General features: G+C 64.8%; 12 protein-coding genes. 5 read left to right on the forward strand and 7 right to left on the reverse strand.

The features are described 5' to 3' along the window. Positions 1-107: 107 nt before the first annotated feature. Positions 108-809: a response regulator transcription factor gene (locus tag N2605_RS01240; protein ID WP_008542552.1), complete on the reverse strand. Its 702-nt coding sequence runs from the start codon at positions 807-809 to the stop codon at positions 108-110. Between the two features lie 241 nt (positions 810-1,050). Between N2605_RS01240 and N2605_RS01245 the strand changes: the two genes are divergently transcribed. The 3 genes from N2605_RS01245 (at position 1,051) to N2605_RS01255 (ending at position 6,356) form a co-directional block, all read left to right on the forward strand. Beyond that, complete coding sequence (locus tag N2605_RS01245; RefSeq protein WP_036026441.1) at positions 1,051-1,800, forward strand: HugZ family pyridoxamine 5'-phosphate oxidase; 750 nt, start codon at positions 1,051-1,053, stop codon at positions 1,798-1,800. A gap of 64 nt (positions 1,801-1,864) precedes the next feature. Further along, the gene (locus tag N2605_RS01250; RefSeq protein ID WP_260345592.1) at positions 1,865-4,453 is read left to right on the forward strand and encodes a CHAT domain-containing tetratricopeptide repeat protein; all 2,589 of its coding nucleotides are present in this window, start codon (positions 1,865-1,867) and stop codon (positions 4,451-4,453) included. Between the two features lie 286 nt (positions 4,454-4,739). Continuing rightward, on the forward strand, positions 4,740-6,356 hold the full coding sequence (locus N2605_RS01255) for a phosphoenolpyruvate carboxykinase (protein ID WP_109145474.1): 1,617 nt from the start codon (positions 4,740-4,742) through the stop codon (positions 6,354-6,356). A 211-nt stretch (positions 6,357-6,567) separates the two neighbouring features. On the opposite strand, the gene N2605_RS01260 is transcribed toward N2605_RS01255, so the two are convergent. The 3 genes from N2605_RS01260 to N2605_RS01270 all read right to left on the reverse strand — a co-directional run bounded on the left by N2605_RS01260 (position 6,568) and on the right by N2605_RS01270 (position 10,339). Beyond that, a complete protein-coding gene (locus tag N2605_RS01260) occupies positions 6,568-7,383 on the reverse strand; it encodes an acyl-CoA thioesterase (RefSeq protein ID WP_260345593.1) in 816 nt (271 codons plus the stop codon). Between the two features lie 3 nt (positions 7,384-7,386). After that, positions 7,387-7,725: a hypothetical protein gene (locus N2605_RS01265; RefSeq protein WP_260345594.1), complete on the reverse strand. Its 339-nt coding sequence runs from the start codon at positions 7,723-7,725 to the stop codon at positions 7,387-7,389. A 97-nt stretch (positions 7,726-7,822) separates the two neighbouring features. After that, entirely contained in the window at positions 7,823-10,339 is a 2,517-nt protein-coding gene (locus tag N2605_RS01270; RefSeq protein ID WP_109145472.1) for a glycogen/starch/alpha-glucan phosphorylase, read from the reverse strand. 203 nt (positions 10,340-10,542) lie between these two features. Here N2605_RS01270 and N2605_RS01275 point away from each other — a divergent pair, with 203 nt between their 5' ends. After that, positions 10,543-10,776, forward strand: a complete 234-nt coding sequence (locus N2605_RS01275) for a hypothetical protein (RefSeq protein WP_057027807.1) — start codon at positions 10,543-10,545, stop codon at positions 10,774-10,776. Positions 10,777-10,799: 23 nt separating this feature from the next. Here the strand turns inward: N2605_RS01275 and N2605_RS01280 are convergent, their stop codons facing one another. Continuing rightward, positions 10,800-11,663: a LysR family transcriptional regulator gene (locus N2605_RS01280; protein WP_036026460.1), complete on the reverse strand. Its 864-nt coding sequence runs from the start codon at positions 11,661-11,663 to the stop codon at positions 10,800-10,802. 109 nt (positions 11,664-11,772) lie between these two features. Between N2605_RS01280 and N2605_RS01285 the strand changes: the two genes are divergently transcribed. Beyond that, on the forward strand, positions 11,773-12,684 hold the full coding sequence (locus N2605_RS01285; protein WP_225114582.1) for a DMT family transporter: 912 nt from the start codon (positions 11,773-11,775) through the stop codon (positions 12,682-12,684). Positions 12,685-12,748: 64 nt separating this feature from the next. Here N2605_RS01285 and N2605_RS01290 read toward each other — a convergent pair whose 3' ends face one another. Both N2605_RS01290 and N2605_RS01295 read right to left on the reverse strand, forming a co-directional pair. Continuing rightward, positions 12,749-13,519, reverse strand: coding sequence for a TIGR02186 family protein (locus tag N2605_RS01290; RefSeq protein ID WP_260345596.1), 771 nt, complete (start codon positions 13,517-13,519; stop codon positions 12,749-12,751). Further along, a complete protein-coding gene (locus N2605_RS01295) occupies positions 13,516-14,433 on the reverse strand; it encodes a sulfite exporter TauE/SafE family protein (protein ID WP_225152064.1) in 918 nt (305 codons plus the stop codon). Before N2605_RS01295 ends, N2605_RS01290 begins: the two co-directional genes overlap by 4 nt. Between the last annotated feature and the right edge of the window lie 172 nt (positions 14,434-14,605).

The raw sequence follows: 14,605 nt of genomic DNA on the forward strand, positions 1-14,605 counted from the left end.
CGCCCGCGTTAGGACGGCCCGTGCGAAGGTCCCCGCATCCTAGAGCGATCCTCGTTCCGATGGAACGAGAACCGGAGATGCTCTCGATCGCCGTGGAGGAGGCGCCCTCAGGCTTCCTTGAAACGGTAGCCGACGCCGTAGAGCGTCTCGATCATCTCGAACTCGTTGTCGACCACCTTGAACTTCTTGCGCAGCCGCTTGATGTGGCTGTCGATGGTGCGGTCGTCGACATAGACCTGGTCGTCATAGGCGGCGTCCATCAGCGCGTTGCGGCTCTTCACCACGCCGGGCCGGGTCGCGAGCGCCTGCAGGATGAGGAATTCGGTCACGGTGAGCGTCACCGGCTCGTTCTTCCAGGTGCAGGTATGGCGCTCGGGGTCCATGCGCAGCAGACCGCGGTCGAGCGCCTTGGCGTCGTTCTCCTTCGGCGCAACGGTCGGATCCTTCGGCGCCGAGCGCCGCAGCACCGCCTTGACGCGCTCGACCAGCAGACGCTGCGAGAACGGTTTGCGGATGAAGTCGTCGGCGCCCATCTTGAGGCCGAACAGCTCGTCGATCTCCTCGTCCTTGGAGGTGAGGAAGATCACCGGCAGGTCGGACTTCTGCCTGAGACGGCGCAGCGTCTCCATGCCGTCCATGCGCGGCATCTTGATGTCGAGGATGGCGAGATCGGGCTGGGTGGTACGGAAACCGTCGAGCGCGGAAGCGCCGTCGGTGTAGGTCATGATACGGTAGCCTTCGGCTTCCAGCGCGATCGAGACGGATGTGAGAATGTTGCGGTCGTCGTCGACCAAAGCGATTGTGGGCATGAGCCTCTCTGCTTTCTGCTTTCCGTTTGGGTCGTGGCTTGAAACGGCGAGCAATCAGTGATGCGCCGCATACATGGGTGCCGAAGTGGCGTTCGAACCTTGTCACCGAGCAATGCAAGCTGGGCTGAAGTGTGACCAAGTTCCACGAAACACGGCAGATTCGCCGCATCTCGACCCATAACCGGGCCCCCGTTTACCCGAAAAAAGGCCCTCCTTGCAACCACCTGAGCCGAGAAAGCCAATGCAACCGACCCCCAATTTCGACCCCGCAAAGCTCGCCAAATCGCTGCTGAGGCGGTCCCGGCAGGGGGCTCTGGCGACGCTGATGGTCGGCAACGGCGATCCCTATTGTTCCCTGGTCAATCTGGCCAGCCATCCCGACGGCTCGCCGATCCTGCTGATCTCGCGCCTCGCCGTGCACACCAAGAACGTCCTCGCGGACTCCAGGGTCTCGCTGATGCTGGACGAGCGCGCGGCCGGCGATCCCCTGGAAGGCGCCCGGATCATGCTGTCCGGCCGGGCCGAGGAGGCCGATTCCAACAAGGATCTGCTCCAGCGACGGTATCTGAGTGCTCATCCCTCGGCAGAAGGCTTTGTTTCTTTTAAGGATTTCTCCTTCTTCCGGATCCGGCCCACGGGAACACATCTGGTCGCCGGCTTTGGCCGGATCGTCGACCTCAAGCCGGAGCAATTCCTGACGGACCTCACCGGCGCCGAGGACCTGCTGGCGGCGGAGGAGGGCGCCGTCGAGCACATGAACGCCGACCATCGCGACGCCCTCAATCTTTATGCCACGAAGCTGCTCGGCGCCACCGAGGGCGACTGGCGCTGTACCGGCTGTGATCCTGAAGGCCTCGACATGCAGGTCGGCCAGGCAACGCTGCGGCTGGACTTCCCGGAGCGGGTGACGGATGGCACGGCGCTTCGCAAGATGCTGGTCCGTCTCGCTGGCGAAGCGCGCACGAAGGTGGACCAGGGCGCAACCGCTTGAACGCGGCTACCGATCGCCGCGACCCATGACCGTGATGGTTTTCGGGCTCGCAGCGAGAGGGGTCATGACGCGTCAACGTTTGGCATGGACGGCGGCTCTCGCGCTCGCCATCACCACCTTGCTCGCCACGCCAGCCCTTGCGCAGAAAGGTCTCGCCGCCGAGAGCGCGCGGCTCACCGCGCTCATCGGTGCCGGAAAATATTCGGAAGCGCTGCCGTTGGCGCAGGCGATGGTCGCCAGCCTGGAGAAGGACAACGGCCGCGATCTCTCGGGCGCGTTGAACAATCTCGGCCAGGTCCATGCCGGTCAGGGACGGGACGATCTGGCTGAGCCGCTCTACAAGCGCGCGATCGCACTCATGGAAAAATCGCTCGGCTCCGACAACGCCCTGGTTGCGGCCGAGCTGACCAATCTTGCCGCGCTCTATCAGCGGCAGGGTCGCTTCGCAGAGGCCGAGCCGCTGTTCAAGCGTGCACTTGCCGTGCGCGAGAAGGCGCTGCCGCGCGAGCATCCCGACGTCGGTCAATCCCTCAACAATATCGCCACGCTCTACGCCAAGCAGCAGCGTCCGGCCGATGCCGAGCCACTGTTCCGCCGTGCGCTCGCGATCTATCAGAAGGCTGCCGGTCCCGAGCATCCCGCGGTCGCCACGGTCCTGAACAACATCGGACAGGTCGAGCGCGACCTCAATCGCGACGCCGATGCCGAAGCGCCGATCAAGCGCTCGCTCGCGATCCGCGAAAAGGTGCTGGGGCCTGAACACCCCGACATCGCGCGCTCGCTCAATAATCTCGCCGGGCTGTATCAGCACCAGCAACGCTATGCCGATGCCGAGCCGCTGTATCGCCGCGCGCTGGCGATCCGCGAACGCGCGCTCGGGCCGGATCACCCTGATGTTGCGACTTCGACGAGCAATCTTGCCGACTTTCTGCAGGCGACGGGGCGGACGGCGGATGCCTTGCCGTTGGCGCAGAAGACGCTTGCGGCCAATCGTGCGCAGCTGCGCGTCGTGCTGCCGATCCTGTTCGCGGCACGGCAGCAATCGCTGCTGGCGAGCGAGAAGGCGCTCGACGATGCGCTTGCTGCGATCCAGCGCGGCACGCAATCCTCTGCCGCTTCTGCCGTGAACAAGCTCGCGGTGCGGCTCGCCGCCGGCAGCGACCGGCTCGCCGAGCTCGTGCGCAAGGATCAGGATCTCGCGGCCGAGTCCGAAGCGCTCGACAAGGCGATCATCGCTGCGGTGTCGAAGCCATCGGCGCAGCGCGACGTCGCGGCCGAGCAGCGCAGCCGCGCGCGGATCGCGGCGATCGCGGGCGCGCGCAATGGATTGCAGAAGACGCTCGCCGTCGAGTTTCCCGACTATTCCTCGCTATCCAACCCGCTGCCGCTGACCGTCAAGGACATCCAGCCGCTGCTGGCGTCCGACGAGGCGATGGTGGTCTATTCCGTCGTCGACAGGCGGAGCTATGTCGTCGCGATCACGCGCGAGAGCGTCGACTGGAAGGAGATTCCGCTCGGAGCGGACGCGGTCGCACAGAAGGTCACGGCCTTCCGCAGGGGGCTCGATGTCGGCAAGGCGCGCGATGCATCCGGCAAATCGGGATTGTTCGACCTCGGTCTTGCCAACGAGCTCTATGTCGCGCTGCTCGGCCCGGTTGAGGCGCTGACCAAGGACAAGCGCAACCTGCTGGTCGTGCCGTCGGCGGCATTGACCGCAATGCCGTTTCATCTGCTGGTCACGGAGAAGCCACAGGCTGCGATCCCGGACCGGCTCGAGGGCTATCGCAGTGCTGCCTGGCTGCTGCGGCGTCAGGCCGTTTCGGTCCTGCCGTCAGTGATCAGCCTGAAATCGCTGCGCGCTTTTGCCCGCAGGGATCAAAGCGTCAAGCCGATGACCGGTTTCGGCGATCCCGTGTTCAACCCTGCAGCCGAAGGGCCTGCCGACCGGCGTGCCGCGAACGGCAAGGTCGCCGCACGCAGCATCGCGACGATCGCCTATGCCGACTTCTGGCGCGGCGCGGGCGTGGATCGTGCGCGGCTGGCCCAGGCGCTGCCGCAGCTGCCCGATACCGCCGACGAATTGAACGCGGTGGCGAGGGACGTCGGCGCTGCCGAGGCTGACATCCATCTCGGCCGCGACGCCAGCGAAACGACGCTCAAGCGTGCAGCGCTTGCCCAATACGGCATCATCTACTTTGCCACCCACGGCCTCGTCGCCGGCGATGTCAAGGGATTGGGGGAGCCCTCGCTGGCGCTCTCCATCCCCGACCAGCCGACGGAGCTCGACGATGGTCTTCTCACCGCGAGCGAAGTGGCCCAGCTCAAGCTCAATGCCGATTGGGTAGTGCTGTCCGCCTGCAACACCATCGCGGGCGACAAGCCCGGTGCCGAGGCGTTGTCGGGATTGGCGCGCTCGTTCTTCTACGCAGGTGCTCGCGCGCTCCTGGTGTCGCATTGGGCCGTGGATTCGGAGGCTGCGACCCGCTTGACAACGTCGACGTTCGAGCTGCTGAAGAACGAGCCAAAGCTCGGCCGCGCCGAAGCCTTGCGCCGCGCGATGTTAACCTATCTCGACGACGCCTCGTCGCCGCGCAACGCTTATCCCGCGATGTGGGGACCGTTCGCGTTGATCGGAGAGGGCGAGGTAAGATAGGGGTGTTGACGCAGTGATTGTGCGTCGCAATAACCGGACATAACGCGCAGATGTGCATTTGGTTGCGCGATCATCCGCACTTTCTCGATGCGGCCTTTCAGAGCTGACATGCGCGGCGTTTGGCGCGGTCCTTGAATAAACCAAATCCTGCGGGATCAGCTTGGCAACGCCGGCGTTCATCATTATTAGGTCGTTCAGCCGAGGCCGAACGGCCCATATTCACGGTGATCGCGACGGCGCCAAACTTGGCCGCGCTTGATGTCGCGGGTTCTAGGAGGGATTTTTCGTGCAAGAGACGGGCGTGCGCAACGGTGCCTTCGGCGCCGACAAATTCGGCTTAAAGAATCTCAAGCAGGTTCACTGGAATCTGGGTGCGCCACAACTCTATCAATACTCGCTGGCAGCGGGTGAGGCGGTGCTCTCCGCCGACGGCGCGCTCTGCGCCGACACCGGCGAGTTCACCGGGCGCAGCCCGAAGGACAAGTTCACGGTGCGCGACGCCACCACCGACAAGAAGATGTGGTGGGCCGGCAACCAGTCGATCACCGCAGAGCAATTCGAGACGCTCTACCAGGACTTCCTCAAGCACGCCGAAGGCAAGCGCCTGTTCGCGCAGGACCTCTATGGCGGCGCCGACCCGGCCTACCGGATCAAGACGCGCGTCTTCACCGAGCTTGCCTGGCACTCGCTGTTCATCCGCACGCTGCTGATCCGCCCCGAGGCGATCGAGCTGCCGACCTTCGTGCCGGAGCTCACCATCATCGACATGCCGAGCTTCCGCGCCGATCCTAAACGCCATGGCTGCCGCTCGGAGAACGTGGTCGCGATCGATTTCGCCCGCAAGATCGTCCTGATCGGCGGGTCTTATTATGCCGGCGAGATGAAGAAGTCGGTCTTCACGACGCTGAATTATTATCTGCCCGAGCGCGGTGTGATGCCGATGCACTGCTCGGCGAATGTCGGCGCCAAGGGCGACACCGCGATCTTCTTCGGCCTGTCGGGCACCGGCAAGACGACGCTGTCGGCCGATCCCAACCGCACGCTGATCGGCGACGACGAGCACGGCTGGGGCCCGAACGGCGTCTTCAATTTCGAAGGCGGCTGCTACGCCAAGTGCATCAAGCTGTCGCAGGAAGCCGAACCGGAGATCTATGCCGCCTCGACCCGCTTCGGCGCGGTGCTCGAGAACTGCGTGCTCGATGAGGACACCCGCGTCGTCGATTTCGACGACGGCTCCAAGACCGAGAACACGCGTTCGGCCTATCCGCTCGACTTCATCCCGAACGCCTCGCGCACCGGCCGCGCGCCGCAGCCGAAGAACGTGGTGATGCTGGCCGCCGACGCCTTCGGCGTGCTGCCGCCGATCGCCAAGCTCTCGCCGGCGCAGGCGATGTATCACTTCCTGTCCGGCTACACCGCCAAGGTCGCCGGCACCGAGCGCGGCCTCGGCAACGAGCCGCAGCCGGAATTCTCGACCTGCTTCGGCTCGCCCTTCCTGCCGCTCGATCCATCCGTCTACGGCAACATGCTGCGCGACCTCATCGCCCAGCACAATGTCGATTGCTGGCTGGTCAACACCGGGTGGACCGGCGGCAAGTATGGTGTCGGCTCGCGCATGCCGATCAAGGTGACGCGCGCGCTGCTCACCGCCGCGCTCGACGGCTCGCTTCGCAACGTCGAATTCCGCACCGACAAGTATTTCGGCTTTGCGGTCCCGACCGCGCTGCCGGGCGTGCCGGCCGAGATCCTCAACCCGGTCAACACCTGGAAGGACAAGGACGAGTTCGACAAGACCGCCCGCGCCCTGGTCGGCATGTTCCAGAAGAATTTTGCCAAGTTCGAAGCACAGGTGGACGCCGAGGTGCGCGCGGCCGCGCCGGACGTGAAGCTCGCCGCGGAGTAAGGTCGCATTGTTTGAATTGCGAAAGGGCGGCCGAAAGGCCGCCCTTTTTCTTTCCTTCTCCCCTTGCGGGAGAAGGTGGCGCGAAGCGCCGGATGAGGGGTTCTATCCGCAAACTCAAGTGCGAGGGAAGTGCCCGCGGAGAGAACCCCTCGCCCGTCTTCCCGCTACGCGGCGATCCACCCTCTCCCACAAGGGGAGAGGGGAAGAAAAGCTACGCCTTGAAATACGCGATCTGCGTCGTGGTCGCGAGCAGCCGCCCGTTCGGCGACCACAGCTCGGCGTTCTGGTCGGCGTAGCTCTTGTGCATAATCTTCGAATCGGCCGTCGCCAGCACGCGCGTGATGTCCTCAGCCGCGAGCTCCTTGGCGTCGGTGTGGAAATAGGTCGTCAGCGACACCGTGCCGAACGGCACCAGCTGGCGCCGGGCATGGAAGATGCGGCCGAAGAAGGCGTCTGACATCGACATCAGCGACAGCATGTCGAGCTTGCGCGGCGTGCGGTCGCTGATCCAGATCTTCGAATAGGTGCTGGCGGGCTCGGCCTGCGGCGGGCCGATCCGCATCTCGCCCTCGACGAAGCGAAATTCGTACTGGTTGGCCCAAGATGCCGAGATCTTCGGGAATGGCAGCGTCTGCTCGAACGGCTTGGCATCCGGATATTGCGCCACCCTGTGCTCCCAGGACGGACGGCGCTCGGCGAACACCGCGGTGGCGAGCGTTGCGACCTCGCCGCCGCCCTGGCTGAGCTCGACGCTCCAGTGCTGGCTGGAGCGGTTGGCCTTGACGAGGCGCACGTCGAGATCGAACGGACCATTGGCGATCGGCGCGCAATAATTGACGGTGAGGGCGAGCGGATCGCCGGCGGCTTGCGGATGCTCGATCAGCGCCCGCAGGATCGTTGCGGCGGTGGCGCCGCCGAACGGGCCGACAAAGGCCCAGTAATCGTCGCTGGTGTGTCCCTGCCAGCTAGAGTCACCGGCGGTGACGCGCGTGGCATCGTCGAACGGGTGCGGGAGCTTGGCGTGCATGGGTTAGACCTCTACTGAGCTTCCGTCCCAACGACGAAACTCCATCGTCTCGTCATCGGGGCCATATTGCGAACTCAGGGCATCATCCGCTGGATCGTCTGTAACCCAGACGTCTGTGATCGAGCCTCCTATGCGCTTTACAGCGATGATGCTCTTGCCGCTCGTCAGGTGGGCGACGAAGTCGTCGATGGCAGTTTCCTCGTCCTTCCCGGAGAGACTGGCGAGGATGCTGCCGTGCGTGTGCCAGGGGAAGCCGTCGAAACCCAACGTCCAGTCCCCATCGGGACAGATGACGAGGAATCGAAACTGCCTATCCGGGGTGACATACTCGCCGACAGGCACGATCAACTCCGGCCAGAAAAATCTCAAGCCGTGATATGATGGCTATCCTGCTAAAGCAATAACCTGGCAGGTAAGGCCGCTTCCACGTCGCGGAAAATCAGCCCGCGGCGTCGCGCAGGTTCGGCAGCAACGGCGTCGTCGGATTGACCGGCACGTTCCAGATTTCCTCGGCATATTCGCGGATGGTGCGATCGGAGGAGAACCAGGCCATGCGCGCGACATTGAGGATCGAGGCGCGGGTCCAGGCCGGCGCCACCTGCCAGCGCGCATCGACCGCGCGCTGCGCCTCGTAGTAGGAATCGAAATCGGCGCTCACCATGTAATGGTCGAGATAACGCAGCGCGTGCGCGATGGATTCGAAACGGCCGGGGTCGCCGGGCGAGAACTCGCCTGCGCCGATCGCGTTGATGGCACGCTGCAGCTTCGGCGACCTGCGGATCACGTCGGAGGCATCCAGCCCCTGCTTGCGGCGGATCATCACGTCGCCGGCTTCCATGCCGAAGATCGCGATGTTCTCCGCGCCGACATGGTCGCGGATCTCGATATTGGCGCCGTCGAGCGTGCCGATGGTGATGGCCCCGTTCAGCGCCAGCTTCATGTTGCCGGTGCCGGAGGCTTCCATGCCGGCGGTGGATATCTGCTCGGACAGATCGGCCGCGGGAATGATCACCTCGGCGAGGCTGACATTGTAGTCGGGCAGGAACACGACCTTGAGCTTGCCGCCGATCGCGGGATCGTTGTTGACGATTTCGGCGACGTCGTTGATCAGCTTGATGATCAGCTTGGCGTAGCGATAGCTCGCGGCCGCCTTGCCGGCGAAGATCTTCACCCGCGGCACCCAATTGCCGTTGGGCTCATCCTTGATGGCCTGGTACAGCGCGACCGTTTCGATGACATTGAGCAACTGGCGCTTGTATTCGTGGATGCGCTTGATCTGCACGTCGAACAATGCGCCCGGGTCGACCCTGATGCCGAGCCGTTCGCCGATCAGGCGGGCGAGCTGGGCCTTGTTGTGGTGTTTGACGCTGCGGAACTTCTTCTGGAACTCGACGTCGCTGGCGCGCGCCTCGATCAGCGAGAGCTGGGTCGGATCGTCGAGCACGGCATCGCCGCAGCTCTCGCGCAACAAATCGGTCAGCTTCGGGTTCGCCAGCATCAGCCAGCGTCGGAAGGTTATGCCGTTGGTCTTGTTGGTGATCCGTCCGGGATAGAGATGGTTGAGGTCGTGGAACACGGTCTCGCGCATCAGGTCCGAATGCATCGCCGAGACCCCGTTGATGCGATGCGAGCCGACGAAGGCGAGTTGGCCCATGCGCACGCGGCGGCCGCTCTTCTCGTCGATCAGCGACACCGAGGCGCGGAAGTCGATGTCGCCGGGGCAGCGCGCCTCGGCGAGCGCCAGATGCTGCACGTTGATGCGGTAGATGATCTCCAGATGCCGCGGCAGCAGCCGCTCGAACAGCTCGACCGGCCAGGTCTCCAGCGCCTCCGGCAGCAGCGTGTGGTTGGTGTAGGAGAGGGTGGCGACCGTGATCTTCCAGGCCTCGTCCCAGCGGAAATTGTGGAGGTCGACGAGGATGCGCATCAGCTCGGTGACGGCAAGGCTCGGATGGGTGTCGTTGAGCTGCACCGCGACCTTGCCGGCGAGGTTGCGCAGCTGGCCGTCGGAGGCGAGATGCCGCTTCACCAGGTCCTGGAGCGAGGCGGAGACGAAGAAATATTCCTGGCGCAGCCGCAGCTCGCGGCCCGCCGGGCTCTCGTCGTTCGGATAGAGGAACTTGCAGATCGCCTCCGCGCGCGCCTGCTCGGCGCTGGCGCTGACGTAATCGCCTTTGTTGAAGGCATCGAGCTTGAGCGGATCGGGCGAGCGCGCCGACCACAGCCGCAGCGCGTTGACGTGGTGGCCGCGCCAGCCGACGATTGGCGTGTCATAGGCGATTGCCTGCACGGTTTCAGCAGGATGCCAGATCGAGCGGTCGCGGCCCTTGTCGTCGACATGCTCGACGCCGCCGCCGAAATTGACGTCGTAGATCACCTCGGGTCGCTGCAATTCCCAGGGGTTGCCGAAGCTCAGCCATTCGTCAGGATATTCCTGCTGCCAGCCCTGATTGATGATCTGACGGAACAGGCCGTAATCGTAGCGGATGCCGTAGCCGATCGCGGGGATCGACAGCGTCGCCATGCTCTCCATGAAGCAGGCGGCGAGCCGGCCGAGGCCGCCATTGCCGAGCGCCGCATCCGGCTCGCATTTGCGCAGCTCCGGCAGCGAGACGCCGAGATCGCCGAGCGCGACCTCGAAGATCTTGAGCAGGCCCATGTTGTTGAGCGCGTCGGTGAAGAGCCGGCCGATCAGGAATTCGAGCGAGAGATAGTAAACCCGCTTGCGGCCGGCGTCGTAGCTGTGCTTCTCGGCCGTGAGCCAGCGATGCACGATGCGGTCGCGCAGCGCGAGCGCTGCGGCCTGGTACCAATCGTGCCTGGTCGCCATGCCAGCGTCCTTGCCGATGGCAAGGCGCAGCTTCGCCAGGATTGCGCCCTTGATCTCGGCCAGCGCGAGTTCGTCGATGGGCTGCCCGGGGGCCGGATAACTGGGCTGGAACGATGAATCCTGCAAAGCCGTTACTTCCTAGGTCGAAACAACTCTCAACTCTACGCGTCCTGCCCTTGCACCGGAACTGTCGCCCGCGAGGTCGTGCACTGCGCTGGCGCAAATTTATGCAAGGAATGGGCCGAATTGGGAACCCGGAGGAGCACGGAGAAACCCAGATTCGGTGCTAGATTACGAAAGATTCAGCCATCAGTGTGGAGAAGCGGACCGTGAGACTGCTGATCGAAATCGCCACTGCGGCCCTGCTCGTCGTCTGCATCAGCGCCACCAGTGCGGCGTTTGCCGCCGGCACGACCGGTCGCAGCGCCGATGGCCTCAGCTGCGGCTTCACAGCGCCGCAGAAGGCGTCGCCCGCAGCCCGCTGCGCTGCGATCAAACGCCAATGCGGCGGCAAGTTTTACGCAAGCGCGTGCGGCGACAAGCTGATATCCGCAGCGAATTGAGAGCCGTAGGAGCTTTGGCGAGCTCAAGCCGCCTTGCTCTGCACCGCATCGCAAAACTCCGCGAGACGGTCCGCAAGCCGCAGCGTCGCCGGGCTCGCATCCGGCGAAGCCATCAGTGCAACCTCGGTCTTGTTGATCGGCGCAAAGCCGTCCTTCGCCGTCAGCACGCGGTGGTCGGTCTGGATCGCCATCTCCGACAGGATGCTGAGGCCCATGCCGGCGGCGACCGCGGCCTGAATGCCGGCGAGGCTCGATGAGGTGTAGGCGGTGTGCCAAGCGCGGCCGGCCGTTTCCAGCGCGTGGATGGCGCCGGCGCGGTAGATGCAGCCGAGCGGAAAGCCGATCAGCGGCACCGACGGCACGTTGACGTCGACCGGGTGGCTCTTGCTGGTGACCCAGTGCACCCGCTCCGGCCACACCGCGATCGCGTCCTTCGCGCCAGCCTCGCGCTTGTAGAGCGCAAGGTCGAGCTCGCCGCGTTGGAGATCGCGGGCGAGATGCTTGCTCTGGTCGGCGCGCACGTCCAGCCGCAATCCCGGATGCGAGCGCGAGAACGCGCCCAGCAGTTTTGCCAGCCGGTACGCGGCAAAGTCCTCGGGGATGCCGAGCCGGATCGCGCCATCGCTATCAGGCTGGCGCAGCACGTCGCGCGCCTCCTCGGCCAGCGAGAGCAATCGCCGCGCATAGGACAGCAGCCGCTCGCCGGCCTCGGTCGGGCGCACGTCCTTGCCGTCGCGGTGCAGCAGCACCTGACCGACATCCTCCTCCAGCCGCTTGATCTGCTGACTCACGGTCGATTGCGTGCGGTGGACGCGCTCGCCGGCACGGGTGAAGCCGCCGGCCTCGACCACCGAGACGAAGCTGCGCAGCAGCTCGAGATCGAGCACGGCCGCCTCCATTAAGAAATCCACTGGGCGCGAGTTAATCATTTAATTTCCAAATGGCAAGCGGCCTCCCTAGATCGAGGGCAGAAAAAAACATCCGAGAATGCCCCTCATGTCGCTCGCCAGCTCGCTTCCCGCCCCCCGCAGCCGCTTCAACACATTGCCGCTCGCGATCGGCCTGTTCTGCCTGCTCTGGAGCTACGCCTTCATCGCTGGCAAGATCGGCGTCACCCATTGCCCGCCGCTGATCCTGCTCGCCGCGCGCTTCTCGCTCGCGGGTATCTTGATCCTGGGCGCCACGTTGATCCGCGGCGAAGCCTGGTCGTTGTCGTGGCGCGATGCCGCGATCTTCGCGGTGCTCGGCATCGCCAACAATGCGCTCTATCTCGGCCTCGGCTACACCGGCCTGCAATCGGTCTCCGCCGGCCTCGGCGGCCTGATCGTGTCAGCCAATCCGGTGTTCACCGCGGGCCTTGCCGCGCTGCTGCTCGGCGAAGGCATGACCTGGCGCAAGGCGAGCGGCCTCTTGCTCGGCATCATCGGCGTGACCGCAATCGTCTGGCACCGCCTGTCGGTCGGCACCGATTCGCTGCACGGCATCGTTTTTACGCTGGCCTCGCTCGCTTCGATCGTGGCCGGCACCATCCTGTTCAAGCTGCTGGCGCCGAAGGGATCCCTGTGGATCGGCAATGGCGTGCAGAACCTCGCGGCCGGCATCGTACTGACACCGGTCGCGCTCACCTTCGCCGATGTCGACGCGATCGACTATACGCCGAGCCTGATCGGCGCCTTCGCCTTTCTCGTGCTCGGCGGCTCGATCATCGCTTCTTGGCTCTGGTTTCGTCTCTTGAAGACGTGTGGCGCCACCGCCGCCAGCGCCTATCATTTCCTGATGCCGCCGCTCGGCATGCTGTTCGCATTCCTCGTCCTCGGCGAGCACATCGAGGCGCGCGACCTGCTTGGCATCATTCCGGTCGCGCTCGGCATCTATCTGGTGACGCGACCGGCGAAGGCGGTGGTGTAGGTGGAGGCCCCGCTGTTCACTATCGTCATTGCGAGGAGCTCTTGCGACGAAGCAATGACGGGGGCTAGTCCTTCCTGAACACGATCGACGCCATCCACCCCGTCATCAGCGCCATCGCCACGGTGGCGAGGCCGTAGATCAGGCCGTTCTGGCGGGCAGTGGTGGCGACGAACTGCTCGAAGCCGACCTTGACGATCTCGAACGCGGTCTCGGTCTTGCCGATGAACGCGCCGTTGGCGAACAACTTGATCTCGATCTCATAGGTGCCGATCGGCACCTCCGCGGGCAGCGGAATGCCGGTGCGGAACAGCGTCGGCGTCAGGAACGTGACCGCGCTTCCGTCTTCGCGGTAGAGCCCGCGCTGGGTGCGCAGGCGAATGAAGGCCGAGCGGAACGCATCGTTGGGCACCACGTCGGCAAAGTCGCCGCTGACCCGCTGCGTCAGCAGCACGTTGTTGAGCCCGATCTGCTGCCGCCGCGCGATCTCGGGCGAGGTGATGGCGTCGAGCGGGCGGTTGGCGAACAGCGCGAGATAGCTCGGCACCTGCAGGAATTGGCGGTAGTCGGTGTTGATCCAGATGCCGAAGGTGCGCTCCTTCCGCCGCGTCACCATGTCGGCGCGCGGGCCCATCACGGTGACGACGAGGTCGTAGGCCGTGCCGTCCGCGGGCGTCGTCGTATCCTTCTCGACCGAGCCGAACAGCACCAGCTCCTCGCCGGAATAGTTCGGCGTCACCGTGACCCGGTGATTCGAGACCGACACAATCAGCCGCTCGGCCCGCGCAGCGCCGCCGAGCAGCAGGACGAGGACGATGGCGAGAAGCATGCGCCTCATCGGCTCACTCCGAGCTCACGGATGGTGAAGAGATCGGAGGGCTGGATCACCAGCTCGATCGCGAAGCGGATTCCGACCGAGAGGATGAGCAAGCCCAGCAGCAGCCGCAGCTGCTCGCCGCGGATCTTCTGGCCGGCACGGGCGCCGAACTGCGCGCCGGTGACGCCGCCGACCATCAGGATCAGCGCCAGCACGGCATCGACCAGGTGATTGGTCGCCGCGTGCAGCATGGTCGCGAACAGCATGGTGACGACGGTGAGAACCATCGAGGTCCCGATCACCGTCGAGGTCGGCACCCTCAAGAGATAGATCATGATCGGCACCAGGATGAAGCCGCCGCCTATACCCATGATGGCGCCGATGAAACCGATCACGATGCCGACGATCACCACGGGGATGACCGAGAGATAGATCTTCGAGCGCTTGAACCGCACCTTCAGCGGCAGGCCGTGGATCCAGTTGTGGGTGCGGCGCGGCGGCAGCGCCCCGCGCCGGGTCCGCATCAAGGCGCGCAATCCTTCCGAGAACATCAGGCTGCCGACCGTGGTGAGCAGCACGACGTAGGAGAGCGCGATCATCAGATCGAGCTGGCCGAGCGCCCGCAGCTGGGTGAAGGTCCAGACGCCGAGCGTCGTGCCGGTCACGCCGCCGCATAACAACACACTCGCCAGCGCCGGATCGATCGCGCGCCGCCGCCAATAGGAGAGGGCGCCGGAAAAGGAGGAGGCCGCGATGTGGCTCGCCACGGAGGCCACCGCGACCGCCGGCGTGATGCCGATGAAGATCAAAAGCGGCGTCATCAAGAAGCCGCCGCCGATGCCGAACATGCCGGAGACGAAGCCGACCGCCGCGCCCATGGCGAGCACCAGGAAGACGTTGACCGGAAGATCGGCGATCGGGAGGTAGAGCTGCATTGAACCTGCGCACCGGCGAGACGGATCGACGAACGCGGAATGCTCGCGGAGAGGACGGAACGATTGCCGCGTCCCTCAATAGCGGAATTCGGCGGCGGGCGGGACCGGGAATTTCAGGCGTGGTGAACGGGTGTGACGCGCGCGTGATGATCTCCGCGGTCGTCCGCACTCC

It is taken from the genome of Bradyrhizobium yuanmingense (assembly GCF_025200905.1).
In the GTDB taxonomy this organism is placed as follows: Bacteria; Pseudomonadota; Alphaproteobacteria; order Rhizobiales; family Xanthobacteraceae; genus Bradyrhizobium; species Bradyrhizobium yuanmingense.

Excerpts from the sequence above, each read along its gene's own strand:
- N2605_RS01240 (WP_008542552.1), bottom strand. The coding sequence starts at position 809 with ATGCCCACAATCGCTTTGGTCGACGACGACCGCAACATTCTCACATCC.
- N2605_RS01245 (WP_036026441.1), top strand. The coding sequence starts at position 1,051 with ATGCAACCGACCCCCAATTTCGACCCCGCAAAGCTCGCCAAATCGCTG.
- N2605_RS01250 (WP_260345592.1), top strand. The coding sequence starts at position 1,865 with ATGACGCGTCAACGTTTGGCATGGACGGCGGCTCTCGCGCTCGCCATC.
- N2605_RS01260 (WP_260345593.1), bottom strand. The coding sequence starts at position 7,383 with ATGCACGCCAAGCTCCCGCACCCGTTCGACGATGCCACGCGCGTCACC.
- N2605_RS01285 (WP_225114582.1), top strand. The coding sequence starts at position 11,773 with ATGTCGCTCGCCAGCTCGCTTCCCGCCCCCCGCAGCCGCTTCAACACA.
- N2605_RS01290 (WP_260345596.1), bottom strand. The coding sequence starts at position 13,519 with ATGAGGCGCATGCTTCTCGCCATCGTCCTCGTCCTGCTGCTCGGCGGC.
- N2605_RS01295 (WP_225152064.1), bottom strand. The coding sequence starts at position 14,433 with ATGCAGCTCTACCTCCCGATCGCCGATCTTCCGGTCAACGTCTTCCTG.